The following is a 26,649-nucleotide window of genomic DNA, read 5'->3' as shown; positions in this document are numbered from 1 at the left end:
AGGTCACGTCGTTCGGCATGTATGGCGTCGACATGACCTGCAACCATGCGTCTACGCCTCCGGCGCAGGCTGATAGACGGCGTGTTTCACCAGGAAGTCATTCAATGCGCGGATGGTGGCGTTGGACAACTTCACTTCTTTGGCGCGAGCGCGGATGTGCTCTTTAATTTCATCCCCGCGCAACACGGGCACGGTCGGGTTGTTCAACTCCAGCACGATCGCTTGATTGAGAAAGACGGCGGCGCCATCCACAGGGGTCGCCGCCAGCGAATTATTGCCATCGCCGTTGGGGGCCTGCTCCAGCAACTGCCGAATTTTCTGTTTCTGCTCCTCCAGGTCCTGGGAAGGATTGCCGACGCCCTCTCTGGAGAAGACGGTGAAGATGCGCCAGAAGCTGAAGGGCTCTCGCCAGCGGTCGCCCTCCACAATGACCCGCCCCTTGTCGGAGCGAACCGCAAAGACCGTGACGCCATGGGGGCCTGTTAGCACATAATTGGCCGGCAGGCTCATAGCGAAAAAGCTGTAGCGGTCGTCGAACCCCTTCATGTTGCGTTCCAACACCTCATCCGGACGTTCAAAAAAGCGGCTGCCGGGCCAACGTCGGCGTGCATAGCGATTGATGTAATAGCTTCCGACGCTGGCCAGCATAAAGCCAACGGCGAGCGCCGTGAAGCTGATCCACGCCCAATAGAGCTGTAGAAATCCAACCAGGCCCGGTTGAATCGGTTGATCGGGGGGATACCAGGTTGGCACCAGGCTGGCCAAGAACCCGAGCAGCAAAACCGCCAGCCCTGCCAGGCTAAAGCGACGTCCCAGCGATTCCTTCTTTTTGATCTGCGTCAGATTTCGATAAACTTTCATGGTTTTGTCGTTTCATCAGATGATTGGAGTGGATGTTTGTTTTACTGGATAGACAGAGAGCCGTCCGGCGCCGCCGCCTTCTCCGGTTCGAGGGCGGCGATGCCGCGTTGAATCTTGGTCAGAATATCCTGTTCGATGGCCTGTTTGGCCACGCGAATGGCGTGCCGGATGGCGAGCGCGTTGCTGCGGCCATGCGCCACGATCACAAGGCTGGAAAGTCCCAGCAACACGGCGCCGCCGTAGTGACTGTCGTCCATGCGTTCGCGCACGCGTTGCAACGATTTGCGGGCGAGCAGCGCTCCCAGCATCGCCAGCGGGCTTTTCTTGATTTCTTCGGTGATGACCTGCGTCATCAGACGAGCGGTGGTTTCCGCCGTCTTGACAAAGATGTTGCCGGTGAAGCCGTCGGTGACGACCACATCGGCCAGGCCTGTGGGGATCTCCTTGCTTTCGATGTTGCCCTCGAAGAGGATGCTCGGCGTCTGCTCCAGCAGCTTATAGCTCTCGATGACCAGTTGATTGCCCTTGCCTGCTTCTTCGCCGTTGCTCAGGATGCGCACGCGCGGCTCCGGCACGCCGATCACCTCCCGCGCGTAGATCGACCCCATGATGGCGAATTGTTGAATGTGCTCGGGTCGAACATCGGCATTGGCGCCGATGTCCAGAATCAGGCAGACTCCTTTGAGCGTGGGAAAAGGGCCGATCAGCGCCGGGCGCAGAATGCCTTTGATGCGGCCAACGTGCAGAATGCCCGCCGCCAACGCACCGCCGGTGTTGCCGGCCGAGACGAACGCCTGCGCCTCATTTCGCTTCACCATTTTGCAGCCGACGACCATCGAGCTGTCGGGTTTTGCGCGCACCGCCGCCGCAGGCTTCTCGTCCATTTCAATGACCTGAGACGCAGGCACGATCGGCAAATTCAGCCCTTTCGTCTTGTATTTTTTGAGCTCCGCTTCAATGACGTCCGGCTTTCCCACCAGCGAGACCGTCACGCCGTAAATGCGCGCCGCCTCGACGGCGCCGGCGACAATCGCCTCCGGCGCGTGATCGCCTCCCATTGCATCCAGCGCAATATTCATACCATCGCTTCCACTTCCGATGTCAGAGTTTTCCGATGTCAGAGTTTTCCGATGTCAGAGTTGTCAAATGTAGATGTCAGATGTTGAAAACAGATTCTGCCGCACTTCGGCGATTGGGGCGGCGTCCTCCGGCCAAGGTTTCTGATTCCGCCCGGTGAACGACGCTGCGTTCAGACGCCCAGGTCGTTCGGACAGCCGGCCAGGGCGACTGCGCCAGGCCCAGCCAGGGCAGCCACGGCCGGGCCGATGTCGCTGAAAACCGCCTCGTCGATTTTGAGTGCGCTGCGCGCCATCTCAAGCAGCGTCTCTGCGTCAGACAATGCGTTCGAGTGCAGGACGCCGACGGCGAGTGGACGCTCGCCATAGACTTTGCGCATGCGATCGACGACCTCCTGCATGGACTTTTTGCGTCCTCGCACGCGCGCCACCGCCGTGGCCGCGCCGTTTTTAAGTTCCAGAATCGGCTTGATCTGAAGCAGATCGCCGACGCCAGCCTGCAGATTGCTCACGCGGCCACTGCGCGCTACGTATTTTAACGTTTCCAGTGCAGCATAGCCAATGACTTCCCTGCGCAGTTGTTCTAATTTTGCGATCAGGGCGGCCTGCTCGATCCCGCGTTCCAGCATGCGCGCCGCCATGATCGCCTGCCACCCGCTGGTCATGCTGATGCCGTCTGAATCCCACAGGATAAAGCGTTCCAGGTCAAACTCCTGGGCCGCGATCTGCGCCGAGCGGAAGGTGCCGGAGAGCTTGCTGGTGACCGTCACCAGCAAAATTTTCTCAGCGCCTTCATGAAAGGCCTGCTGGTAGGCTTCGGCGAAATAGGAAGGCGGCGGCTGGCTGGTGGTCGGCAAAACGGGGCTTGACTCCAATTTTACGTAGAATTCTTGTTCAGAAAGGTCAACCTTGTTACGAAACGACTCTTCGCCGAAGATCACCAACGCCGGCACCTCGATCATTCGATAGCGCTGCAAGAGTTCATCTGGAATATTGCTGCTTGTATCCACCACGATGCGTGTATTTTCGGCTGTTAGAAAGTCTGTCGCCATGTTCGCCCTCCTTTTTGCGACTGTTTTCTGCGACTGTCACAGCGTCGCGGCTGATGAAACGCACCGCCCAGCAAAGTTTGACTCCACATGCGGGTGGGCACGGGGAAACCGCAAACCTGGTGAACGGGGAACCGCAATGAAATGACGCAAATCCGATAGGTTGCGGGGGAATCACAGCACTGCATTATAGATACCGCAAATTCCGTCGTTGCGCAACCATCTCACCGGGACGGGCGCAACAGCTGTTGGTAGGCTTCGCCGATGGGGGTTAAACGGCCGTAATTGTCAAAAAGGTTGCCGGTTGGATAGCGACTGTCGCGCGCCGAGTACCAGTTCCATCGCTGCACCAGCCGATTGTCGTCCTCTGGGTAGCCGGTTGCCGGGTCGCGCAACGATTCAAAGAGGGTGAAACTACCTTCCAGAAATGCAATCACCCTCTGCACGTCAAATCCATACTCGGCCGGCATCAGAATGCCGTATTCTGTGATCCAAAGCGGTTTGTTGCGCTGGCCGCGCGCCGCCATCCAGGCGCGCATGGCGCGCACCTGCCGCTCAACCAGCGTCAGATCATCGTGGTCGTCGATCTCCCACAGCTCGCCGCGTTGCTCGATCATGAAACCCGGTGGAATATTGACGCCCCATCCGCTGCGCTCCTCTCGCAGCACAAAGGCGTGCATGTTCCAGACATCGACCGGCATCTCCACCCCATACAGCGATCGATAGAACTCCCAGACCCGATCCAGATACTCCAGCCGCAAAGGCGTGACCTGGCTGACGCCGCCGATGGCGACCCGGGCGGTCGGGTCAGCGGATTTGATGGCGTGATAGGCGCGGTGGTAGGCGATGGCGTAAATCTCAGGCGGCGTATTGTCCTGCCAGCGAACGTCTGGCTCGTTGCCGATCAGCCAGGTCAGTCCGGGGTGGCGTCGCGCCAGCTCGCTCAGCTCTCGCGGGCCTGGATAGAGACGGCCGTTTTTCATGCGCACCATCGGCGTGAATTCCATATCGAATGCAGGCGCCGGCAAATCCATGACAGCGCGGTCGCCGATGCCCAGAAATCCCGGCTCGATGCGAAAGTTGGCGGTCCAATTGAGATACCAGCCCGGGCGTTCAGCGGGCCAATCGTAATAGGCAAGGTTGCCGTCCGGCACGCCGACGCCGGCGCGCCAGCGCAGTGAATAGGGCGGCGCAGGCGGCGCAGGGGGAAGCGATTCAAGCGACCGGAGCGTCAACGTGCCTGGCGTGTAATGCGGCGGTGATGGGTCGTTCACCGGGATCAGCGTATCGTCGCCGGGGTTGACGGCGGGCGTCCATTCGGGCGGGTTCCCTAGCGCGGCCAAGAGGGCAATCAGCAGCACAAGCGCGCCGCCCGCCACGGCGTAGATGAAACGCTGGACATACAGTGGCTGTTGCTTGAACATGAGAGCGTCACAAGAGAGGATGCATCACGAGGGCGGAACCGGTGCGAGAGACCTCAGTGGCTCTTTTCGAGCAACCGTTCGAGACGGCTGAGATTCTGTTCGAGCCGAGTGAGGGAACTCTGCAGATCGAAAGAAATTTCGCCATTGCCGCTCTGCTGAGACACAGCGCTGTTGACCAAGAGGAGTCGCTGTTCAATTGTCCGCTGCTCCCGGTCCTGCCCGGCAAGTTGACGAGCGCCGAATTTGCGCTCCACAATCGACGGTTTCAGCGCAATGCCGTGACGATCCAGAATTTGCTGATAGTAGTCGAGGCGCTGCATCAGACCGTTCGTCACCGTGGAAAAGCCATGCTCCGCCAAGGCCAGCCGCGAGCCGAAATGCATCGGATAGTGCGAAAACATGCGCTCGTCGTCCCATTCCGGTTGAATGAGAATGATGTCCACGTCTGGATACTTGGCTTTCAGGTTTTTGATGTGATACCGAAGCGTAGAGTGAAGCAACGTGCGCACGGTTTGATTCACAATGGCCTGGATGCCGTGAGAGCGCATGTAGTGCTGGTTGGGGAAGACGCGCTCCGCGTTGAGCGGCACCATGGAGTTGATGCAGATGACGAGCTTGGCGCCGGCCTCGATGGCGAGGTCCAGGCTGGCCGTGCCGTGCAGGCCTCCATCGACGTAATCTTTGCCGAAGATGCGCACCGGTCGATAGATCACAGGGATGGCGCTGCTGGCGGCGACGGCGCGACTGATCGGGACGATGCCCTTGCCGCCCTGGCCAAAGACGGCGCGCGCGCCCGTGTCCAGCTCGGTCGCCACAATAAAGAGCTCTTTGTGTAGAAAATCAAACCGATTGCAGCGCCCCGGCATCTCCAGGATGCGCCGCACGTAGCGCTCCAGCGCCTCGCTGTCGTAGAGGCCGGCGGGAAGCACACGCGCCAGCTCCCAAACAATGTCGGACAACGCAATGTTCAGGGGATGTTTGAGTGAAGCTGCGCCCAAACGCCAGAGCGCTCGCGGAATGTTGAGGAGGCTGCGCAGATATTCTGCAACGTCGGCCCGGAAGATGTCTCTGACGTTGACGCCTCCGATCTCGGGATGGCGATTGTCCAGCGTTTGAATGATCTCTTCCGGAGAAAAACCGTTGGCGATCAGGGCGCAGATGAGAGCGCCGGCGCTCGTGCCAACATAGGTGTCAAAGTCGTTGACCGTCAGGTCGCGGAGGATGTTGTTGATTGCTCGCAGCGCGCCAACTTCGTAGACGGCTCCGGTGATGCCGCCGCCCGCCAGGACCAGGGCAACTTTACTGCGTTTCATGCTCTGCATCCGATGAAATCTGTTCCGACGCCTCGGCTACGGACGTTGACTCGTCGCCCGGCTTGTTTCCTTCTTCAGCGGCGAGCAGTGCGCTGATTTTTTCGTTGAGTTCATCCAGCTGCGCCTGCAACTTGCGCAGGTCGCGCGCCGTAGGCACATTGAGCGTCGTCAGGATGTCTTGCATCAACTCATCGATGCGGTGGAACAGCAGGGCGTCGAGCGCTCCCTGGTTGGCGCCTTCTTTTTTTTCGCCGCTGTCTCTTTTTTCACCGCTATCCAGGTGAAGCGGAGCGGTCAAGGCGCGTCGCATCTGATCGAGTGTGTCGCCGCCGGCGCGAATCAAGTTGGCCAGCAGCGACCGTTGCAGGAACCCCGCCCCCTTCTTTTCCTGCTCAAAGATGATTTGCGAAAGCGTGAGGTTGGTCAAATCCTCGCCGGTCTCATGGTCGATGACGAGCACGTCCTTGCGCGCCTGGATCATCTCGGCGATCTGATCCAGGGTGACATAGCGTTTCGCTTCTGTATCGTACAGCTTGCGATTGGGATATCGCTTGATGACGGGCATCGAGACTCACCGAAGAATCGATTTTGTTACGCTTGCGAGCATAAAAAATCATAACACACTTCAACGCGCTGCGTCAAAAGCTAAAAAAGAAAAGGGAGGCCGTTTCGCAACGTCGAGCGTTCGCCTGTCGTGCGTAGGAGGCGGCCATCTCGCTAAATTTGAGCGGACGGTTTCTGCAGCGATTCTACTTCATGCTATACTGCTACGAAGCTATATTGCTACGCAGATCGCCCAGTGTAGGGGCTGTTTTTCGGGCGATGAGGCAAGACGCCGTGCATCGGTGGAGGAAAGGGAGAATTTGTTTCAGTCTTTGCGGTATCGCTGGAGCACCCTGAGTCAGGGGCAGAAGATTTTTGTCGGCGTATTGGCGGCGCTGGTTGTCATGGGGCTGCTTGTCACCCTGGGCCAGGGCAGCCCGTTGCTCAACCCGGCGCGGCTGCTGGCTGTGGCCGCCATCCTGCTGCTGGCGTTGCCGGTGCATGAGTTCGCCCATGCGTTCATGGCGGTGCAGCTGGGTGACCCCACCCCGCGTCGACAGGGGCGCTATACGCTCAACCCGTTGCGCCATATTGACCCGATCGGCGCGCTGCTGATCCTGTTGGTGGGGTTTGGCTGGGCCAAACCGGTGCAATGGAATCCCCGCAACATCGACGTCGATCCCAGGTTGGGCTCGATTCTCGTATCGCTCGCCGGGCCGCTGAGCAACCTGGCGTTGGCCGTCGCAAGTCTGTTGTTATGGCGTTGGCTCGGTGCAAGTGGATTTCTCGCCAGCCTGTTGCTCTTTTTTGCACAGATCAACGTGCTGCTCTTCGTGTTCAATTTACTGCCCATCCCGCCGCTGGACGGCTCGCACGTGCTCTTCGCCCTGTTGCCGGACGACGCTCGACAGGTGCAGATCTTCCTGATGCAGTACGGTATGTTGATCCTGTTTGCCGTGATCCTCTTTGCGCCGGCGTTGATTCGGACGCCCACCAATGCCATTCTGCGCTCGCTGCTGGCGCTGGTCGGCGGCTGACAGGTGAGACCGATGGCTTCATTCCCTGTGTCTGAATTCCCAGTGTCTGAATTCTCGATGTCTGAGCCGTCGATGGCGACTCGAAATCGTTTCGACTTAGGTCAACGCGTCCGCTATCGCGTCGAACAATTCATCAAGGGGCTGCGAGCAAGCTTGCAAACGCCGGACGAGAGCCTGGCGGAAACAGTGCTCGCTCCCGCCCAGCTGGCGCTCTTTCGACGCATGCCTCTCGACGCTCGACGTCATAGCCTGGACGTGCTGCGCACACTCCAGCGGCAAGGGCCGACGTCGCGCGATCTGGCTGTGGCTGCACTGTTGCATGACGTCGGCAAAGCGGCGGCGACCGAGGCGGGCGCCTATCTGGGCCTCTGGCTGCGCGGGCCCTTGGTGGTGCTCGAAGCGTTTGCGCCGGGGGTGTTGAACCGACTCGCCGTTCCGCGGCCCTCGCCCAGCATTCGCTATGCGGTGTATGTGCAGCTGCACCATCCGGCGATCGGCGCAGCCTGGGCGCAGGAGGCGGGATGCAGCGAACTAACCTGCTGGTTGATCGCGCACCATCAGGACGCCTCGGCGAACGGCGACCCAGAGAGAATGGCGCTGTTGAACAGGCTTCAGCGCGCGGACGGCGAGAATTGAGCGACTCGCTTCGGCGCGCCGGCTGCGAGGGTGCATTGGAGCGTAATTGGGCGGTGCACAAGAGGACGGGAAGAGTTCAAGAGCAGGAGACATGGCAAATCCACGCATCACCATCATCGGATTAGGATTGACCGGAGCCAGCCTGGGGCTGGCGCTGATGCAAAGCGGCGCAGCGCTGGAAATCGTCGGCCACGACAAAGAGCCGATGGTCGCCCAGGAGGCGCGCAAACGCAACGCCGTGCATCGCATTGAGTGGAACCTTTACAAGGCTTGTGAAGGGGCGTCGATGATCGTGCTGGCGATTCCCTTCGACCAGGCGGTCGAGACGCTGGAGCTGCTGCGCGAGGATATTCCGCCGGCGACGATGGTGCTGGTGTTAAACGGCGTCTTCAGGCCGGTGTTGCAGCTTTTTGCAGAAAAGTTGCCCGGTCACGTCAACGCCGTGGTTGGGCAGGTGATCTTGAACGGCGTTGGCGTCGAGCTTACGCCGCAGGCGGGGCTGCTGCAGAAGGCGATCTTCTGTCTGTCCACCGGCCCAACGACCAATCCGAGCGCCCTGCAACTGGCCAGCGACTTCGCCGAGAGCGCCGGCGCCGTTCCGCTCTTCGTCGATCCGGATGAACATGACGGCATCGCCGCCGCAGTCGAGAGCCTGCCGCGGCTGGTGGGCGCGATTCTTCTGCACATGGCCGCCGGTTCGCCGGGGTGGACGGAGGCGCAGCGCATGGCGGGCGTCGCCTTCGCGCGCACTACACAGTTCGACCGCAGCGCGCAGGGCCTGTACGCCGAATTGATGGCCAACCGCGCCAATGTCCTGCAGCGGCTCGACCAGCTGGCGGCGGCGTTGACGGCGTGGCGCGCCTGGCTGGCGGCGGAGGCGAGCCAAGAGGGTGAGCATCCGCTGCTGACGGCGCTGGCCGACGCCGAGGCCGAGCGTCTGGCCTGGGAGAGCCATGCCTTGCGCCATGATTGGGAGCCTGCGTCTGCGAGGTCGACGGCGCAGGAAAGCCCCGGCATGTTCCGCCAAATGTTCCTTGGCGGCTGGTTCGGCGGCCGCAAACCCGACGACGAGAAGCGGCGATGAACGTGGTCCTGGCGCCGGTGCATCGACGAATGAGGTGAGGCGGCTTGAAGTGCATCATCCAGATTCCGTGCTATAACGAGGCGCAGACCCTGCCGCAGACGGTGGCGGACTTGCCCACCGCCCTGCCGGGCGTCGACGTAGTGGAGTATCTGGTGATCGACGACGGCAGCAGCGACGGCACGGCGGAGGTGGCGAAACGACTGGGGGTCCATCACGTCGTCCGCCATATGCGTAACCTCGGCCTGGCGCGCGCCTTTCGCACCGGCCTCGACGCCTGTCTTCAGCTCGGCGCCGACATCATCGTCAACACCGATGCGGACAACCAGTACGTTGGCGCCGACATTGCGCTGTTGGTGGCGCCGATCGTGGCGGGCGAGGCGGAGCTGGTCGTCGGCGATCGCGGGGTGGCGCAGGTTGCGCACTTCTCCCCGCTGAAGCGCTTTTTGCAGCGGTTCGGCAGTTGGGTCATCTCGCAGGCGGCCGGCGTGCCTGTGCCGGACGCCACCAGCGGCTTCCGCGCCATGACGCGCGAGGTCGCCCTGCACACCCTAGTCCTCAGCCCGTACTCCTATACGCTGGAGACGCTGATCCAGGCGGGAGCGCAGCGCCGCGCCATTCGCTTTGTGCCTATCCGCACCAACCCACCGACGCGCCCTTCTCGTCTGATGAACAACCTCCCGCATTATCTGGCCAATTCCACGGCGACCATCGTGCGCGCCTACGCCTTCTACCGCCCGCTGCGCGTGTTCACGACGATCGGGCTGATTGCGCTGCTGGCCGGCACGCTGATCGGCGTGCGCTTTTTGATCGCCTATTTCTCGCAGGGCGGGGCGGGGCATATCCAGTCGCTCATCCTGGCGGCGGTGCTGTTGATCGCCGGCTTCCAGACGCTGCTGATCGGCCTGGTGGCGGATCTGATCGGCGCGAACCGGAAGATTATGGAGGAGGTGCTGGTGCGGTTGAGGCGGGGGGAGGCGCACCCCAATGTGTTTTTTCATAGCACAGGAAATTCGACGCTCTCCTCGAAAAGCGAAAGCTCTGTTGTTAATCAATGAAAATCTGCTTCATTGCCTCCAGCTATCCGAAAACCGACACAGATGGCACTGCTCGATTCATTCGGTCGTTAGCCGAAAGCATTCATGACCTTGGTCATGAGGTTCATGTTTTAATCCCTGACCGTTCTGATTTAGATTTGACCGGCAATCGCATACCTGTGCATACATTTCGATACACCCTGAAGCCTTCCTTGGAAATAATGGGTTATGCACAAGCGATGAAAAGCGATACGCAACTCCGTGCCCTCTCTTATGGGTTAGCGCCTGCGTTCGCTTTGATGGAAGCTCAAGCCTTGATGCGACTCCACTTCAAACATCAATTTGATATTATTCATGCCCACTGGGTTCTTCCCAACGGCGTCATTGCGGCTGCGATAGCGGATCTGATACGTCGCCCCCTCATTATCAGTCTTCATGGCTCCGATATTTTCCTTGCACGCCGCAATATGCCACTCGGCGGACTTGCCTCATATGCATTTCGTCGATGTGCGGCTGTCACGGCCTGTAGCCCGGAACTTCAGCAGGGTGCGATTCACCTAGGCGCCGACCCTGAACGACTCCATCTTATTGCATGGGGAGCGGACCCTGAGATATTCCTGGACGAAGAACAATCACGGCAGGAGCTAAGAGCGTCTCTTGGCATTTCCCCCGAGGACTTCGTAGTGTTAAGTTTGGGGCGTCTCGTCCAGAAAAAAGGTGTAATTTATCTTCTGCGGGCATTTGCGCAGGTGGTAAAAAATGCACCCAATTCTATATGCATCATCGCCGGCGATGGACCGGAACGGGAAATTCTCGAGTCAACAGCACATTCGCTTGGTGTTTCACAAAAAATTCGATTTCCTGGCGCTGTTGCCTGGAAGGAAGTGCCGCGCTGGTTGGCCGCGAGCGATGTCTTCGTTGTTCCATCAATTCATGATGACAACGGCAATGTTGACGGACTTCCAACCACAATTCTTGAGGCCATGGCTGTCGGACGCCCGGTAGTTGCAACTCGAGTTGCAGGAAATGAATTGGTCATTCGGCATGGGTACAATGGGCTAACAGTCCCAGAGAAAGACCCCTTATCGATAGGCCATGCATTGCTGCTGCTGATGACGCAACCAGAAGTGCGAAAAAGACTTGGGAAAAATGCACGTCAGCTCTTGTTGGAATCGCTCACTTGGCGTAAAGTCGCAGAAAAGTTTATCGATATTTATCGAGAGAGTTTAAACTCCTATGCGCAATCGTGAAGAGTGGGCTCCTAGCAAGTACCAATTGGATAAGAACCGATGGATGGCGTCTCGGAATTTGAGTGAGGTCGGAATCGGTTCGCGCCTCTTGGGGGATCTGGTGGCGCTTTTCTATCAATCTAATATTCCTCGTTATGCGCATGGCAAACTGCTGGATGCTGGATGTGGTAAGGCGCCGCTTTTTGCTATGTATCAACCCTTCATTACAGAATCAATTTGTGTAGACTGGCCTAATTCTAAACATGACGCCAAATTCGTCGACGTTCACTGTGATTTAGCTGAAGGTCTCCCTTTTAAGAATCAAGAGTTTGACACCGTCATTCTCTCTGACGTGCTTGAACATGTTTTCAACCCTTTGAGTTTGTGGCGTGAACTTGCCCGCGTTATGAAGCCAGGCGGCGTTTTGCTCATGAATTCGCCATTTTATTACTGGTTACACGAATCTCCTTTTGATTACTATCGTTACACCGAATTTGCGCTCCGACGATTTGCCGAAGAGACTGGACTGAAAATCTTGTCATTTTATGCGATTGGAGGAACTGTTGAGATATTGATCGACATTTTCGCCAAGCATCTCCAATTCCTACCCGTCGTTGGCGCTCCGTCTGCGAACATTTTGCAAACTGTAGCCTCTATCTGGGCTATCTCAGACTTGGGGAAACGTGTTGCACATTTTACGGCAAAGGCATTTCCATACGGTTACTTTTTAGTCGCCCAGAAAACAGATTGAATTCGATATGTAACATGGGGAAAATCAAACTATCAAGGGGCAGCCGTTTCCCTATAAGACAGATGGAGAGCCAGATGCGTGGCTGGCGGATCCATATTCAGGACAAGAGATTTTTGTTTCTGCTCCTTCAGCTAAAGCCATTAAGACACTAAGGGGAACATCTGAACACAATGAGAGAATCTTATCTCACTGAAGGTATTTCTTCTGAGCATTATACGGAAGATTATTTTATCAGCGCCTGCCATGGGTATGAAGAATTTTTCACCTCAAACGGCTCTAAGTTGCCTTTGAGGCTTTCTTTGCCTCTCAAAATCGTTTCTCCGCAGCGTGGGATGAGAATCCTTGATATTGGTTGTGGACGGGGAGAGTTTGCTGTGCATATGGCAGCCGCCGGAGCTGAAGTGTGGGCCGTCGACTACGCTGAGGCTGCCTTGAAGATTGCCCAGAGATTCATGAAAACGTTGGAGGGATTCGGAGGACTCGAAATTCTCAAAGTTAAATTTATTCAAGGCAGTGCTCTTCATCTACCGTTCCCGTCGAACAGCATGGACGTGGTAACGATGTTAGATGTTGTAGAACATCTAACTCCAGTAGAACTTAATCAGGCCCTCAGCGAAGCGAGACGCATTCTCGCGCCTCGTGGGCGACTGGTCGTGCATACGATGCCAAATTTATGGTACTACCGATACGGATATCCTTTGTACCGTCAATTTCAGAATATCCGGGGCCAAAGATTGCCCGCCGACCCTCGTGACCGATGGCGATATAAAGAAGTCCACATTAATGAGCAAACGCCAAACATGCTTCGGGAAACGCTCCAGCAAAATGGATTTAAGACAAAGGTCTGGCTACAATCGACACAAACTTATGAACACGAGTCGTCTCGAATCGTGCGTCTGGCGATGAAAGGCTTAACCCAAATTCCCGGCCTCAGGCGCATTTTTTGCAATGATATTTTCGCCATCGGTGTAAAACCATGAACATTGGTCAGGTGAATCCCCGCCAGTATTGGGAAAAAAGGCTCTACACACAAAGCTCGTTACGCGGCACCGGACATCGGGCATTCAACGAGGATTACAATCAAATTCTTTATCGTTCTCAGGCGGAGTGTTTAGATAGTCTTTTCGCCGAGGCGCTCATCGCTCCATCAGGGCGCAGCGTGTTTGATGTTGGGAGTGGTACGGGGTATTTTATTCGCTATTATCAAGACCGCGGCGCTTCTGTCATTGTGGGAGCTGATCTGACTTACGCCAGCGTCACCTATCTGAAACAACACCTCGATGGAGTCAACATCTTACAGTGTGATATAACCGCTCCCAATCTCCCAATTCGACAAGAATTTGACATCGTCAACTGTATCAGCGTACTTTATCATATCCTGGACGATGCGCTCTTCGCTTGTGCGTTAACAAACCTTTGCCAATCGGTTGCGAAAAATGGCTTTTTGATCGTTTCAGATATTTTTCGCCATGCCTATTCGGCCCGACATGCTCGGTTTCGTCCGCTAGAGGCCTATGAAACAATTCTTCGGAGCAATCACCTGTCGATTGTAACGATTTTGCCGGTTTATTTTTTTCTCAATCGCGTCTTCATCCCGATAGTCGGGCCAAAACTGGTGGAAATTTTTCAGTTAGGGGAATGGTTTTACCATATCGACAGGCGACTGCGTCAGAAGGGTGTGAAAAAAGGCGCCAGCATGTACTTTTTATTGGCTAAACGTATTTGAGGGAATTGCGTTGAAAATAGCTGTTGACGCCTTAGGTATTCATTACTACGGTGGTGGACGCTCTGCCACTCTGAATCTGCTCAAAGAACTTTGCACCCTATCAGACGAACACCGCTATCGTATCTTTCTTACGCAACCAGAACCTGAATTATGTTTTCCCGGCAAAGTAGAACAGGTGATTGCGCCTGTAAAGAATCGATTGGCGGTGCGGATTTGGGCGCAAGCTGTTTTGCCCATCATGGTGCAAGATTGCGATCTTGTGCATTTCATGAAAAACCTGGGAGTCTTTGGGATTCGCAAACCAAATGTCGTTACCATGTACGATCTTACAACTCTAGTGCATCAGGAATTGATGCCAAAGTTAGATGTATGGTACTGGAAAACCATCCAACGACATACGCTTCACTCTGCCACCCGGATTATTGCGATTTCGTTCAACACCGCTCAGGATATTCTAAAGTTCTATTCCGTGCCGGCAGACAAAATTGACGTTATTTATCCGGCTTTTTCGAGTCATTTTAAGCCTGCAGCGTCTGAGGAAATTGCCAGGGTGCGCGCCAAATACAATCTCACCGACTCCTATATCTTGCATGTCGGTCGCCTGGACAAAAAGAAAAACGCATCCCAAATTGTTCAGGCATTTTACGCGTTGCGCAATCTCACCAATTACTCTGGCAAGTTAGTTTTCGTGGGTGAAAATTATGCCAAAAGCATCGATCATGCATTTTATGCACTAATCTATGGTCTTGGATTGACCGAACAAGTCATCTTTACAGGAGCCGTGCCCGATAAAGATTTACCGGCCATTCTCAGCGGTGCAGAGGTCGCCGTGATGACATCACTGCATGAAGGCTTCGGAATCGTGGCTCTGGAATCCATGGCCTGCGGCGCCCCGATCATCGCCAATCGGGCCGGCGCCGTTCATGAGGTCATAGGCGATGCTGGCATCCTGCTCGAGGGGCGCCGCATAGAGGATTTGGTTCATGCGCTTACGCTGGTGATTTACTCTCCACAATTCCGCAAGCAGATGATACAACGCGGGCTTGAAAGAGCTTCAGCATTTAGCTGGCGAAAAGCAGCGCTGGAAACGCTCGACACTTATCGAAAAACACTGCACTCCTTTGGCCGATGAATTGTGAAAAAGTTTCGATGGAAAACCTTTGGCATTTTGCCCTACAACAGTACGAGACTTATTATCAGGTCCCAGGTTTTTTGCGAGAAACTGATGCATTCTACCTCTGGGTTTTAGACAAACTAGGGGCCCACAAGGGGACTCTGCTCGACATTGCATGCGGTGAGGGCCATATGATCTATTGGGCTCGCAAGCGCGGGATCGATGCATATGGTCTTGATTTCTCGACGATTGCAGTTCAAACTGCCAATCAATTATCTGGCAGAATCGTAGTAGCTGTCGGTGATGGAGAAAATCTTCCATTTGCTGGCGATTCATTCGATTTTGTAACGAATTTAGGCAGTTTGGAGCACTTTCTTAACCCAGAACGCGGCCTTCAAGAGATGAAACGAGTTTTAAAGCCAGGGGGACGCATCGCAATCTTGGTGCCTAATAGTTACTATTTATTAGACATAATATGGCATGTCTGGCGTCGGGGTTTTCCCGTCAGTCATTCTCAGACTATCGAGCGATTCGCCACAGCGGGGCAGTGGCGTCATCTGATTTTGCAAGCCGGTCTCAAAATTGTAAAAGAATATAAATACAATCTCTGTTTCCCCAGGACGGTGCACGATCTTGGTTGGTACCGCAAATCTCCGCTTAAGCTCACTTTCCCTCTTCTCTCTCCGATCACACCTTTTAATCTTTCATATAGTTTCTTGTTTATTTGTGTGCGTTCCGAATAAAAAATGGAGATAAATTTTCTCCGAAAAGCTCAATATTTGCATAAGAAGATTTTGTCCTCGCCGCTCATGAACATTTTTAAAATAATGTTCGTAGTGGCGGCGTTCGTTTTCATGGGCTGGGCCGTCGTCGCCGGCATAAGTGAGTTTCAAGCTCGATCTGAGGCGTTGCGCTTTGGCCCGGTCTATGCAGGGGCGGTGCTCGTTTTCATTGCATCGTTGCTAGGCGGCGTGGTTTGGCATTGCGTCATGCGTTCATTTCATTTGGATTTGCCATGGCAACAAAATTTGATAGTGCACATGGTGTCCAATGTAGCAAAATATTTGCCCGGCTACGGTTGGCACTATTTAAGCAAAGGATATTTGATCAACTCCATCCTCAGCACCTCTTCAGCCTTTTTCATCATTGCAACTGAGGCCGTTATTTTGATCGGCAGTGGAGCCAGCCTGGGGTTTGCGTTCACGGCTGCCTTTCCAACTTCAATTGTCCATTTCCATCACTATCGGATTTGGTCGCTTTTGGGCCTGTTGCTAGTCGTGCTGGCGACTGCAATTTGGACGCTCTATGCTGGCGATAAAGTGCTTTCAGCAAGAACAAACCAGCAATATAGCAAGGCCAAATTTATCATATGGATGCTGATTGCCTGGGTGGCGGGAGGGCTGGGATGGCTTGCTCTTTCAGGCGCTACGTTGCTGTTCATCAAGGCAGTGGATGGGACGGCTGATGTCACCTTCATCGATAGTTTGATTGCGCTCACGTTTTCTAGCGTATTAGGTTTCATCGTAATTTTTGTACCCGCGGGCCTCGGCGTTCGAGAAGCGACGATGGGGGTCATGTTATCTCCTTTGGCCCCTCTCCCTTTAACGATCACAGTGAGTCTTCTTCTCCGGATTATAGTCATATTGTCCGAGATGCTACAGTTAGGCGCTGTGTTCCTGTGGTCGAAGCACTGGCCTACGAATTTGAAAAAACTGCTTTCCTTCGCCAGGGTTACGCGAAATAATCCGAACGGGGTATTGTAATTTGTGGTTCGCCATAGTATTTTCGGGCTGTAAGTTCTGTTTCGGACTATAGCTGTAACCTGCATTGTGCGTGATGTAACCTTTGTTTCAAGTGTGGAGGAAAACGATGATGAAGCGATTGTTACTAACAATTGTATTTGCGGGCGTCGCACTGTTATTGCCAAAGGCGGTTTTTGCTCAACCGTCCGGTTCCTATGCAAGCGGTATTGCGTGTCTGAACCTTACAAACAACTCGACTGTAGCCAGCATCAGTTTCTACAATCAGACAGGCGCTCTCGTAACTACAGTTAACAATAACAACCTCGCGCCGAATAGTCCTTGGTTGTTGTTCTCGCCGAATATTCCAGGGTTGCCGGCCGGTTTTCTTGGTTCAGCGGTTGTGGGGGCAGGCGCCGAAGTGGCATGCTCGGTCAATACTCAAACCACGAGCGGCGTCCAACGCGTTGGAACAGCGGAAGGCGTGGCAAGCGATGATACAGGGCCGGTTCAATATGCAACCCAGGTGTTGAACAACGCCGGCGGCGGCTTCAGCTCCTATGTTGCAATTCAAAATGCCAGCAATTCAGAGACGCAGGTCAGAGTCACCTACTATGATGCCAACGGGAATCAAGTGGGCACTCCGGCGCAGTTCCCGATTCCTGGGAATGCTTCAAGGGTCTTCTATCAAGAACAGGCTGGCTTACCGAACGGGTTCATCGGCTCTGCAAAGTTTGAATCTGTCAATGGGACTACCCCCCTGGCAGGCGCTGTGGCTATTTACAGCAAAACTGGGGCGCAGCTCTTAAGCTTCAATACGTTTAAGCAGGGTGCATCCACAGTGTTCCTGCCGCGCGTCTCTAAGAATCTTTCTGGTTTGGGGTACACTGCCGGTTGGGCTTGTCAAAATCTTGGCCCTGGCACAGCAAACATGACGATGCAGGTGACCATGATCAACCAGGCCAATGGACAAACCGTCTCGGCGACGCTGTCTAAGTCGAATGTGCAAGTTGGTCAGTCCTGGCTAGGGTACTTCGGCAGCACCGGCAATGCTACTCTGGATGCCATTCCCAGAGGTTTTGGAAGCGCCGTCGTCACCTCGACCGGCGGTCAAATTGCCTGCACGGTGAATGAGGACAACCGCACAGGCGGCGGCGTGCAGCCTGCGTTGATCGGACAGGGCGCTACGTACAGTGGTGTGCCCGATGGTCAACAAAGCGTCAGAATGTTCTTCCCGCAGATTGTAGCTTTGGGACAAAATAGCTTCCGCGGCGGCTTCCAGATAGCCAATACGACGAATCAGGCAACAACCTGCACATACACTTTCTCAAACGGCGATGTCATCTCGAATGTGCCTCTGGCGGCCAATGGCTCCAATTCGGTCTTCGCAGAGACCGTCTTGATCAACAACAAGACAAACTTCAACGGCAGCGTTCTCGTGGAATGTGGTCAACCGATTGTGGGCATCTACAACCTTTCAATCATCGGACCGGCGGCAGCTGGTGACCCGTACGCCTCGAATAACGGCATTAATCGATAACGGTCGACCCTCGCCTGGCACTCAGTTCTCTAAGTTCAACAGGGGGCGCACCAGCGCCCCCTTTAGATTCGTATTTGTAATTTCAGACAAACAATTGACGAATTGGGAGAAGAAGTTATGTTTTCTTCATCAACAATGCGTTTTATTTTTATAATTTTGTTTTCACTCACGTTACTTGTAGCTTGTGACTCTCAACCTGCGCCTGTTGAAACAGTTGAACCGACCGAAGCGGTCGCTGTAGAATCGCCGCTTGCAGTGCAAACTTCTCCTTTAGCCCAACCTGAATCCCCTCTGGAAAGTCTCCGTGTTGAGCCTGAAAGCGGCTGCGAACTCGACTTTCCTCCGCCCCCGAATCATTTGGGGGTTGTGTGCGGCAGCGTTATTTCTAAAACTCCGTTCACCAAGTATCTACTCGCAGGAGACTTTTATCTTGCCCCGGTCATCTATACAAAAGCCAAACTTGACAATGGCTCGGAGATCGATGTTCCGTTTATAAGTCTCAATGTGGGTGCAGACAAAGTTGCAGATATCAAGACAGACTCCGGCGCATTTGTATTTCTTAACGTTCCTCCAGGGGAATACGGCGTCGTAATTTACACCCCTTTGCAGTCTTTCTTATTTCACGATGGCACCGGTCAGAATGCGTTGATCTTCCGGCTTGAAGCAGGTGAGATCAAACAGCTTGCACCAATGCCGCTTGACGAGCATGAATAATCATTTGAGATAACGACATTACACGCTGCTTCCTTCTGCGGAAAGAATAGGTTGACGCTACTGTTTTAAAAATCACCTCGAGTTATTCTTAACCTACATCACCTGAATCGCTTCTTGCGGCAGCACCACCGTCCAGCGCCGGTCTTCGGCGATGTGCAACCGCTCGTAGATGTAGACCGGCACGACGATCTCCAGGTCATACGCGCCGGCGCGCAGGCGATGGCTCCCTTCGCTGCGCAGAAAGAGCGTGCAGGTGAAGCCGTCACTGAGTTCATCCACAATCACGCCCTGTAGCGCGTTGCGCCGCGCAAGGGCCGGCGCATCCTTGCGCACGAGCAGGATGCGCTCCGGACGTATGGCGAGCGTCACTGCATCGCCGGGACGGAGCCACGGCGCAGGCGGCGTTTCCAGCACCATCTCGCCGACGCGGACGGCCATCCCCGCTTCGGCGCTGCTCAGCACCTGTCCGCTCAGAAAGTTGCGGCTGCCGGTGAGCTGCGCCACCTGTCGATTGACCGGGCGAGCCACGACTTCGGCCGGCGTCGCGCATTGCAACAATTTCCCCTCGACCAATACCGCCAATTGGTCGGCCAGGAGATAGGCTTCTCCAAAATCATGGGTGATGAAAATGACCGGCAGCTTGAATGCACGCTGCAGATCGAGCAGGTCTCGACGCAGCGCGGCGCGCGTCGGCGCATCGAGCGCGGAGAAGGGTTCGTCCAACAGGAGGGCGTGCGGCTCGGTGACGAGCGCCCGCGCCAGCGCCACCCGCTGCTGTTGACCGCCGCTCAACTCCTGAGGACGGCGGGTTTCGTAGCCCGCCAGCCCCATGCGTTCCAGCATGGCCGCGACGCGCGCCTCTCGCTCGCGCCGCGGCAGGCGATGCAGCCCGAACGCAACGTTTTCGCCGACGGTCAGATGTGGAAAGAGCAGATAATCCTGCATGACGTAGCCGATGCGTCGCCGTTGAGGAGGAACGTTCAGCTTGGCGGCGGCGTCGTAGAAGACGAAGCCGTTCAAGGCGATGCGACCGGCGTCGGGGCGCGCTAAACCGGCGATGCAGGCCAGCGTCATGCTCTTGCCGGCGCCTGAAGGACCGAACAACGCCGTCACCCCAGGCGGCGCTTCGAGCGTCAGGTCAAGGTCAAACGAAGAAAGACGCTTGTAGAGTCTGACTGCAAGCATCAGTGGGTCATCGCCGTTTGCTACGCTGCGACCAGGGCATCTTCCTCGGATTGCCAGTAGACCGGATCGTAGGCGGGCATCTCGCAACGCAGCGGCTTGTCCACGCGGTCGCCGAGCGCATAGGCGGCCTGCATCAGCGTGTGAATCTGCGATGTGCCTTCGTAGATGACGGCGCTCTTGGTGTTGCGCAGGTGACGCTCGACGTTGTATTCGTCCGAGTAGCCATACGCGCCGTGAATTTGGACGGCGTCGTTGGCGCAGCGGAAGGCGGCTTCGGTGCAGTACCATTTCGCCATGCTCGTCTCACGCGTGTTGCGAACGCCCATGTTTTTGAGCCAGCCCACCTTCCACACCAACAGCTGACCGATGTCGATGCACTGTTGCATGTTGGCGATCATCTGCTGCACAAGCTGATACTCCGCAATCGGGCGACCAAAGGTTTGGCGCGTTTTGGCGTATTTGATCGACTCGTCGAGGCACGCCTTCATGACGCCCACTGCGCCGGCGGCGACGCCGTAGCGGGCGTTGTCCAGCGCGCTCATGGCAATCTTGAAGCCCTCGCCCTCAAGCCCCAGGCGATGGCTCTTGGGCACGCGCACGTCATGCATGCTGATCCAGCCGGTGTTGCTGGCGCGCACGCCCATCTTGCCCTCGATCGTGCCCGTCGTCAGCCCCTTCCACCCACGCTCCAGAATGAAGGCCGTGATGCCGTTGGCGCCTTTGGAAGGGTCGGTCTTGGCGAAGACCAGGAAGCGATCCGCCACGTTGGAGAGGGTGATCCACATCTTTTCGCCGTTGAGGATGTAGTCGTCGCCGTCTTTGCGCGCCGTCGAACGCATGGCGGCCACGTCGGAGCCGGCGCCCGGTTCGGTGAGGCCGAAGCAGGCGATGTGCTCTCCACGCGCCAGCGGCGGCAAGAATTCTCGCTTTTGCTCCTCCGTGCCCCATTGGAAGATCGGCAGCGCGTGCAGACAAAGGTGCACGGCGATCGTCTCGCGCACGGAGGAGTCGCCATATTCAAGCGCCTCACAGACGATGCCCAGCGAGATAAAGTCCAGTCCTGCGCCGCCGTAACGCACCGGCAGGCAGAGGCCCAGAAAGCCTAGTTCGGCCATTTTGGGCAGAAGCTCATGCGGAAAGGTGTGGTTGCGGTCGTGTTCCTTGATGATGGGCATGACTTCCTTGCGTGTGAAGTCATACGCCATTTTCTCGATCATCTTGTGCTCATCGGTCAGGTGGAAGTCCATGGCAAACTCCTCTGGAAAGCAATTGCGCGGCGTGAATGATTTTTCCCATCATATCACGCAAAGCAAGAAATTTCGACAATCGGAGGCGCCGCCACGGGTGAACCGGCGCTAGACAGCTCTAGCGTCGTTTGTTTGTGGGGAATTCGCGTGCATAGCCGACGCCTGTGTGAAGCAGTCGAAAGCCAGATCGCTGATAGAGTCCTCGGGCATCGGCGCGCATATCGCGCACCGTGAGGCCGACCTGGGGCATGCCTCGTTCGCGGATCAGCCAGTGTGCAGCCGTAAGCAGCAGCCGGCGGCCATATCCGCGGTTGCGCACGGAGGCGTCGACCGCCAGCAGATCGATGGAGCCTTCGCGCGGGTTGTCGTTCACCGAGGCCGCCACATACCCGACGCAGCGTCCCTTGTCCACATAGACGAATAAGCAGCGAGTTTCATCGTCGCCGTTCATAAACGGCTCAATGGAGTCGGGGCTGTCGGCGAAGGCCAGCTCATGCAAGGCGCGCACGCCCGCCGCACATTCAGGGGTGAAACGACGCGCAGGCTCGCCTTCGATCGGCTGCAAAGCCGAAGCCGGCAGCACATAAATCTGCGCGGTCTGCCCTCGACGGAACCCCTGTCTGAGATAGAAGGCGGCGCCGCGCTCGTTGCGCACATGCAGAAACGCCTCCCAGCCCGTAAGAGACGCAATCTGCATTTGCAGCGCCGACCAGAGCGCGTCGGCGACTGCGTCGAAGTCGGCGCCGTCTACGAACGGCCCCTGGAGATACCCCCGTTCCTCCTCAACTTCGCATCCCATGGCGCCGATGAGCGTCCGCCCCTCGCGCACCACTACATAACAGGGAGCCGTCTGTTTTCGCAGCGCTGCCTCGATCTCTTCGGCGCGTTCCCCGCTGTACAGGCACTGCGTCTCCGGGTTTGCATTTTGCTTTGCGATCAAACGCGCCACGTCGCTCAAATCAGCCGGGTGGATGGGAGTGACCGACATATTGTGACCTGTCCCTTCTGTTGAGTTCCAGGCAAGTGCAACTGGATTTCGCGCTTGGTTTTGTGCAAGACCTGGATCCGTCTTCGCTTGCGCAAAACGCACTGCGCAACATGTCCACAATAAGAACGATTATAACAGCCGCCTGGTTCGACTTTAGAAAAGACAGGCGTCCAAACGTCATTTACCGACGCTGGCGCAGTTGACGCAGCTCCTGAAAGAGTTGTTTCTCCCGTTCGGTGAGGTCGGTTGGCAACTGAACGTTCACCACCGCCAACAGATCGCCACGTTGGTCCGGGTTCTTCAGATGCGGCATGCCCAGTCCTCTCAGCCGGAAGACCTTGCCGTTTTGCGTGCCTGGCGGGATGCGCAGCGCCACCGTTTTGTCGGGCGCCTGCACCTGCACCTCGCCGCCCAGAATGGCGGTGTAGAGATCGACCGGCACGGTGACGCGCAGATTGTCCCCCTCGCGCGTGAAGCGCGGGTCCGGCAACACCTCGATGTTGAGAATCACGTCGCCTTGCCCGGCTGCCCCGCGCATGCGCACTTTGGAGCCGGTCTGCACGCCGCGCGGGATGTTCACCTCGATGCGCGAGCCGTCGCTGCGTTCGAGCACGCGCGTGGTTCCGCGAAACGCTTCATCCAGCGTGATCTGCACCGTTGTTTCGGCGGCCGGGGTTTCCACAGCGGCGCCCATCGAGTCAAAGCCGAAATCGCTCCTCGTGGTGCGCCGACCGGTTCTGGTGCGGCCCGTGGCGCTGCGAGCGCCTCCAAAGAGCGTGTCGAAGAAGCTGGAGAAGCCTCCCATTCCGCCGAACAGCTGCTCGAACTCCTCCGGCGTGATGGTGCGCGTGTAGGTTCCTCCCGTCCCAGGGCCGGCGCTCCAGGAGCTCCAATCGAAATCTTCCGGACGGCCGCCGGCGCGTGCATATTGCTCCCACTGCGCGCCGAATCGATCGTATTTGGCGCGTTTTTCCGGGTCGGAGAGCACCGTGTACGCCTCATTGATTTCCTTGAATTTTTGCTCGGCTTCTTTATTGCCCGGATTCTTATCCGGATGATATTTTTGCGCCAGCTTCCGAAAGGCTTTTTTGATTTCCTTTTCGTCAGCGGTGCGCGGCACGCCAAGGATTTGATAATAATCTTTGACTTCCATAGGCTACCCTCATCCCTCCTTCCGGTTGGTCTTCGGAGTTTGATCCGACTGCGCCGAGCCGCTGCTGACCAGGACGCGTGCAGGACGGATCAGGCGGTCGCCTTCGCTGTAGCCTGCCTGCACGACGGTCGCCACATGATCCGTAGGCACGCTCTCCGAGGAGATGACGCCGACCGCTTCATGGCGGTCCGGATCAAAGGGCTCGTGCAGCGGTTCAAGGCGGTCGACTCCGTAGCGTCGCAGGGTTTCCAGAAAGGCGCGGCGCGTCGCTTCGATATTGGCGATAAAGTTGCGCACCTGTGGATCGTCCGTCTGCGGTCGATGTTGCAGCGCCAGGTCCAGATGGTCGGCGAGCGGCAGCATGTCCGCCAAAATCTGACGGCGGTTCTCTGCGGTCTCTGCGCTCGAGCGCTGCTCTAACCGTCGACGCAGATTATCTAACTCAGCGTGAAGACGCAAATATCGATCTTGCCAGGCGGCGTTTTCAGCGTCGGATGTTTTTCTTTCATTGGCTTCGGCCACTGCGGCGCGCAGAAAGACCAACTCCGCTTCCAGCTGTTTTTGATGCTCGCTCTGTTTGCGCAACGCTTCGTCTTTGATTTCGATCTCCTGCGCTTTCTGACGCAGTTCTTGATTCAGGCGCTCGATCATCGCCTTGAGTTCTTTGTTTTCCTGTTCAAGCTGCGCCGCCATTTGTTGTAATCGCTGCAGCTCCGCTGCGCTCACCACGACGGCGTCAGAATGTCCGCGGCGCCTGTAGCCGCCGCCGAATGGATCAAAGTATGCCATAAGATTCGTCCCCTTTCACTCTGCACAGATGTGCTCAATGTTTTATTTAGCAAAGAACGGGCGAGGTCTTGCCTCGCCCGTTCGGAAATCTCTTCACTTGCTCGGTGCGGCTCGGCGCCGATCAGACGGTGCGGTATTCGCCTTCCACTACGTCCTCATCGCTGCCCGGTCGCTGTCCGCCTGTCGAGCCGGCGCCGGGGCCGCCCGACTGCGCATACATCTGCTGCGCCAGGGCGTTGGTCGCCTGCTGGAGCCGTTCGGTCAGGCTGCGGATGCGGGCGAGGTCGTTGGAGTCCTTCACCTGTTTCAGCTCTTCGACCAGATTTTCGATCGTCGCCCGATCGTTGACCGGCACCTTGTCGCCCAGCTCGCGCAGCGTCTTCTCCGTCACATAGATGAGGTTGTCCGCTGTGTTGCGGGCGTCGATCAACTCGCGCTGTCGGCGATCTTCTTCCTCGTGCTGTTTGGCTTCGCGCACCAGGCGCTCCACTTCCTCTTTCGACAGGTTGGTGGACGCCGTGATCTTGACGCTCTGCTCTTTGCCCGTCGCCTTATCTTTGGCCGTGACGTGCAAGATGCCGCTGGCGTCGATGTCGAAGGTCACCTCGATCTGCGGCACGCCACGCGGCGCCGGCGGGATGCCATCCAGGCGGAAGGTGCCCAGCGTCTTGTTGTCCTTGGCCAGCGGGCGCTCACCCTGCAAGATGTGGATGTCCACCGCCGTCTGATTGTCCGCAGCCGTGCTGAAGATCTCGGTCTTCCGGGTCGGAATCGTCGTGTTGCGCGGGATGAGCACCGTCATCACGCCGCCCAACGTCTCCAGGCCCAGGCTCAACGGCGTCACGTCGAGCAAGAGCACGTCGCTCACTTCGCCGCCCAACACGCCCGCCTGAACCGCCGCACCGACGGCCACCACTTCGTCCGGGTTGACGCCCTTGTGCGGCTCTTTGCCGGTCAACTGGCGCACCAGCTCTTGCACCATCGGCATGCGCGTGGAGCCGCCGACCAACACCACCTCGTCCAGGTCTTTCGCCGTCAAACCGGCGTCCTTCAAGGCGTTGAAGAAGGGCTGCTTGCAGCGCTCCAGCAAGTCCGCCGTCAGCTGTTCGAACTTGGCGCGCGTCAGCGTCATCACCAGATGTTTCGGACCGGTGCTGTCCGCCGTGATGAACGGCAGGTTGATTTCGGTCTGCGTCACCGTCGACAGCTCGATCTTGGCTTTCTCCGCCGCCTCGCGCAGACGTTGCAACGCCTGGCGGTCGGTGCTCAGATCGATGCCTTGCTCTTTCTTGAACTCGTCGATCAGCCAGCGCACGATGCGCTCATCCCAGTCGTCGCCGCCGAGCAGGGTGTCGCCATTGGTCGCTTTCACCTCGATGACGCCGTCGCCCACCTCCAACACCGAGACGTCGAAGGTGCCGCCGCCCAGGTCGAAGACCAGGATCGTCTCGTCCTTCTTCTTGTCCAACCCATACGCCAGGGCCGCCGCAGTCGGCTCGTTGATAATGCGCAACACCTCCAGACCCGCGATCTGACCGGCGTCTTTGGTCGCCTGGCGCTGACTGTCGTTGAAGTAGGCCGGGACCGTAATGACAGCCTGCTTGACTTCCTCGCCCAGGTAGCTTTCGGCATCGCGTTTGAGCTTCGCCAGAATCATGGCGCTGATCTCCTGGGGCGTGTACACTTTATTTTTCACCGGGATGCTCACGCGCGCATCGCCGTTCGGCCCTTCCACAATGGCGTACGGCACCATCTTGCGGACCTTCTGGGTCTCCGGATCGTCGAAGCGTCGACCCATCAGACGTTTCACCGAGTAGATGGTGTTCTCCGGATTGACGATCGCCTGGCGCTTGGCCGTGATGCCGACAAGCCGCTCTCCATTTTTATTGAACGCGACCACCGACGGCGTCGTCCGGCTGCCCTCTGCATTCGGAATGACGGTCGGAGTGCCGCCTTCCATGACAGCCACCACGCTGTTGGTTGTTCCCAGGTCAATGCCGATAATCTTTCCCATAAGTATATTCCTCCCAAAAATGATGTGGGTTTATCGCCTTTTGCTCATTTCTCGTGCAGCGCATCGTCCAACGGCAATCAATGCCTAATTTTCGATGGCCGCTCTTCCCGTTTGCCGTTTACAGTGTAGCGAATCAATGTCTATATGTCATTGAGTTTTTATTAGCGATTTGTTTGAATCTTGAGATTGGCGCCGCGCAAGGCGAGTCTGGCTTCGCCGAAAATCTCATCGCAGAGACGTCGAGGCGCAGAACTTTTCATGCGTGAATTGCTTCGGGCGGTGCATCTTGGCGAGAGGGCAGTCTTTCGCCCGAGGAGCTTGCAGATGCTTTTGATGTTTGCAGCCGGTGTATGACTTGGCGCAGACTCTATGGTAAAATGCGATAAAATACGCATAGAAATTT

The 26,649-nt window shown here is 56.7% G+C and carries 25 protein-coding genes; 13 read left to right on the top strand and 12 right to left on the bottom strand.

The genetic code is table 11. The features are described 5' to 3' along the window. Positions 1 to 51: 51 nt before the first annotated feature. The 6 genes from Q0367_RS07995 to Q0367_RS07970 all read right to left on the bottom strand — a co-directional run bounded on the left by Q0367_RS07995 (position 52) and on the right by Q0367_RS07970 (position 6,288). The gene (locus Q0367_RS07995) at positions 52 to 861 is read right to left on the bottom strand and encodes a hypothetical protein (protein WP_298981467.1); all 810 of its coding nucleotides are present in this window, start codon (positions 859 to 861) and stop codon (positions 52 to 54) included. Positions 862 to 902: 41 nt separating this feature from the next. Then, on the bottom strand, positions 903 to 1,940 hold the full coding sequence (gene plsX / locus Q0367_RS07990; protein WP_298981466.1) for a phosphate acyltransferase PlsX: 1,038 nt from the start codon (positions 1,938 to 1,940) through the stop codon (positions 903 to 905). 170 nt (positions 1,941 to 2,110) lie between these two features. Beyond that, the gene (locus Q0367_RS07985) at positions 2,111 to 2,989 is read right to left on the bottom strand and encodes a DegV family protein (RefSeq protein ID WP_297630549.1); all 879 of its coding nucleotides are present in this window, start codon (positions 2,987 to 2,989) and stop codon (positions 2,111 to 2,113) included. 221 nt (positions 2,990 to 3,210) lie between these two features. Beyond that, positions 3,211 to 4,410, bottom strand: a complete 1,200-nt coding sequence (locus Q0367_RS07980; RefSeq protein WP_297630552.1) for a glycosyl hydrolase — start codon at positions 4,408 to 4,410, stop codon at positions 3,211 to 3,213. A gap of 53 nt (positions 4,411 to 4,463) precedes the next feature. Continuing rightward, entirely contained in the window at positions 4,464 to 5,723 is a 1,260-nt protein-coding gene (locus Q0367_RS07975; RefSeq protein WP_297630556.1) for a patatin-like phospholipase family protein, read from the bottom strand. Then, a complete protein-coding gene (locus tag Q0367_RS07970) occupies positions 5,710 to 6,288 on the bottom strand; it encodes a polyhydroxyalkanoate synthesis regulator DNA-binding domain-containing protein (RefSeq protein WP_297630559.1) in 579 nt (192 codons plus the stop codon). The genes Q0367_RS07975 and Q0367_RS07970 overlap by 14 nt, the downstream gene beginning before the upstream one ends. A gap of 298 nt (positions 6,289 to 6,586) precedes the next feature. Between Q0367_RS07970 and Q0367_RS07965 the strand changes: the two genes are divergently transcribed. From Q0367_RS07965 to Q0367_RS07905, 13 genes are all read left to right on the top strand, one after another. Next, positions 6,587 to 7,303, top strand: coding sequence for a site-2 protease family protein (locus Q0367_RS07965; RefSeq protein WP_298981464.1), 717 nt, complete (start codon positions 6,587 to 6,589; stop codon positions 7,301 to 7,303). Between the two features lie 72 nt (positions 7,304 to 7,375). Next, positions 7,376 to 7,939, top strand: a complete 564-nt coding sequence (locus Q0367_RS07960) for a hypothetical protein (RefSeq protein ID WP_298981462.1) — start codon at positions 7,376 to 7,378, stop codon at positions 7,937 to 7,939. Between the two features lie 91 nt (positions 7,940 to 8,030). Next, positions 8,031 to 9,023: a prephenate dehydrogenase/arogenate dehydrogenase family protein gene (locus Q0367_RS07955; RefSeq protein WP_297630566.1), complete on the top strand. Its 993-nt coding sequence runs from the start codon at positions 8,031 to 8,033 to the stop codon at positions 9,021 to 9,023. A gap of 44 nt (positions 9,024 to 9,067) precedes the next feature. After that, the gene (locus Q0367_RS07950) at positions 9,068 to 10,078 is read left to right on the top strand and encodes a glycosyltransferase family 2 protein (RefSeq protein ID WP_298981461.1); all 1,011 of its coding nucleotides are present in this window, start codon (positions 9,068 to 9,070) and stop codon (positions 10,076 to 10,078) included. Next, positions 10,075 to 11,307 carry a glycosyltransferase family 4 protein gene (locus Q0367_RS07945; protein ID WP_298981459.1) on the top strand — a complete coding sequence of 411 codons (1,233 nt, stop codon included), beginning with the start codon at positions 10,075 to 10,077 and terminating at the stop codon, positions 11,305 to 11,307. The genes Q0367_RS07950 and Q0367_RS07945 overlap by 4 nt, the downstream gene beginning before the upstream one ends. Beyond that, complete coding sequence (locus tag Q0367_RS07940; RefSeq protein WP_298981458.1) at positions 11,294 to 12,037, top strand: class I SAM-dependent methyltransferase; 744 nt, start codon at positions 11,294 to 11,296, stop codon at positions 12,035 to 12,037. Before Q0367_RS07945 ends, Q0367_RS07940 begins: the two co-directional genes overlap by 14 nt. Positions 12,038 to 12,207: 170 nt before the next feature. Continuing rightward, positions 12,208 to 13,017 carry a class I SAM-dependent methyltransferase gene (locus tag Q0367_RS07935; RefSeq protein ID WP_298981457.1) on the top strand — a complete coding sequence of 270 codons (810 nt, stop codon included), beginning with the start codon at positions 12,208 to 12,210 and terminating at the stop codon, positions 13,015 to 13,017. After that, positions 13,014 to 13,763 carry a bifunctional 2-polyprenyl-6-hydroxyphenol methylase/3-demethylubiquinol 3-O-methyltransferase UbiG gene (locus Q0367_RS07930; RefSeq protein ID WP_298981456.1) on the top strand — a complete coding sequence of 250 codons (750 nt, stop codon included), beginning with the start codon at positions 13,014 to 13,016 and terminating at the stop codon, positions 13,761 to 13,763. Before Q0367_RS07935 ends, Q0367_RS07930 begins: the two co-directional genes overlap by 4 nt. A 10-nt stretch (positions 13,764 to 13,773) precedes the next feature. Then, positions 13,774 to 14,895 (top strand): glycosyltransferase family 1 protein, encoded by a 1,122-nt coding sequence (locus Q0367_RS07925; protein ID WP_298981455.1) that lies wholly within the window; start codon positions 13,774 to 13,776, stop codon positions 14,893 to 14,895. A 17-nt stretch (positions 14,896 to 14,912) separates the two neighbouring features. Further along, positions 14,913 to 15,620, top strand: a complete 708-nt coding sequence (locus Q0367_RS07920; protein ID WP_298981454.1) for a class I SAM-dependent methyltransferase — start codon at positions 14,913 to 14,915, stop codon at positions 15,618 to 15,620. 36 nt (positions 15,621 to 15,656) lie between these two features. Next, positions 15,657 to 16,640, top strand: a complete 984-nt coding sequence (locus Q0367_RS07915; protein ID WP_298981453.1) for a hypothetical protein — start codon at positions 15,657 to 15,659, stop codon at positions 16,638 to 16,640. A gap of 106 nt (positions 16,641 to 16,746) precedes the next feature. Then, the gene (locus Q0367_RS07910; RefSeq protein WP_298981452.1) at positions 16,747 to 18,156 is read left to right on the top strand and encodes a hypothetical protein; all 1,410 of its coding nucleotides are present in this window, start codon (positions 16,747 to 16,749) and stop codon (positions 18,154 to 18,156) included. 117 nt (positions 18,157 to 18,273) lie between these two features. Then, the gene (locus Q0367_RS07905; protein ID WP_298981451.1) at positions 18,274 to 18,870 is read left to right on the top strand and encodes a hypothetical protein; all 597 of its coding nucleotides are present in this window, start codon (positions 18,274 to 18,276) and stop codon (positions 18,868 to 18,870) included. A gap of 93 nt (positions 18,871 to 18,963) precedes the next feature. Here the strand turns inward: Q0367_RS07905 and Q0367_RS07900 are convergent, their stop codons facing one another. From Q0367_RS07900 to dnaK, 6 genes are all read right to left on the bottom strand, one after another. Then, entirely contained in the window at positions 18,964 to 20,055 is a 1,092-nt protein-coding gene (locus Q0367_RS07900; RefSeq protein ID WP_298981450.1) for an ABC transporter ATP-binding protein, read from the bottom strand. A gap of 20 nt (positions 20,056 to 20,075) precedes the next feature. Next, positions 20,076 to 21,302: an acyl-CoA dehydrogenase family protein gene (locus Q0367_RS07895; RefSeq protein WP_297630597.1), complete on the bottom strand. Its 1,227-nt coding sequence runs from the start codon at positions 21,300 to 21,302 to the stop codon at positions 20,076 to 20,078. Positions 21,303 to 21,420: 118 nt separating this feature from the next. Then, the gene (locus tag Q0367_RS07890; RefSeq protein ID WP_297630599.1) at positions 21,421 to 22,290 is read right to left on the bottom strand and encodes an N-acetyltransferase; all 870 of its coding nucleotides are present in this window, start codon (positions 22,288 to 22,290) and stop codon (positions 21,421 to 21,423) included. Between the two features lie 181 nt (positions 22,291 to 22,471). Then, positions 22,472 to 23,443, bottom strand: a complete 972-nt coding sequence (locus Q0367_RS07885; RefSeq protein WP_297630601.1) for a J domain-containing protein — start codon at positions 23,441 to 23,443, stop codon at positions 22,472 to 22,474. Between the two features lie 9 nt (positions 23,444 to 23,452). Next, complete coding sequence (gene grpE / locus Q0367_RS07880) at positions 23,453 to 24,232, bottom strand: nucleotide exchange factor GrpE (RefSeq protein WP_297630603.1); 780 nt, start codon at positions 24,230 to 24,232, stop codon at positions 23,453 to 23,455. A 121-nt stretch (positions 24,233 to 24,353) separates the two neighbouring features. Beyond that, positions 24,354 to 26,246, bottom strand: coding sequence for a molecular chaperone DnaK (gene dnaK, locus Q0367_RS07875; protein WP_297630605.1), 1,893 nt, complete (start codon positions 26,244 to 26,246; stop codon positions 24,354 to 24,356). Positions 26,247 to 26,649 lie beyond the last annotated feature (403 nt).

It is taken from the genome of uncultured Caldilinea sp., assembly GCF_937128415.1.
Classification (GTDB): Bacteria; Chloroflexota; Anaerolineae; order Caldilineales; family Caldilineaceae; genus Caldilinea.
Note: the sequence above shows the minus strand (reverse complement) of the source record. Positions and strands in the feature narration are given on the sequence as shown.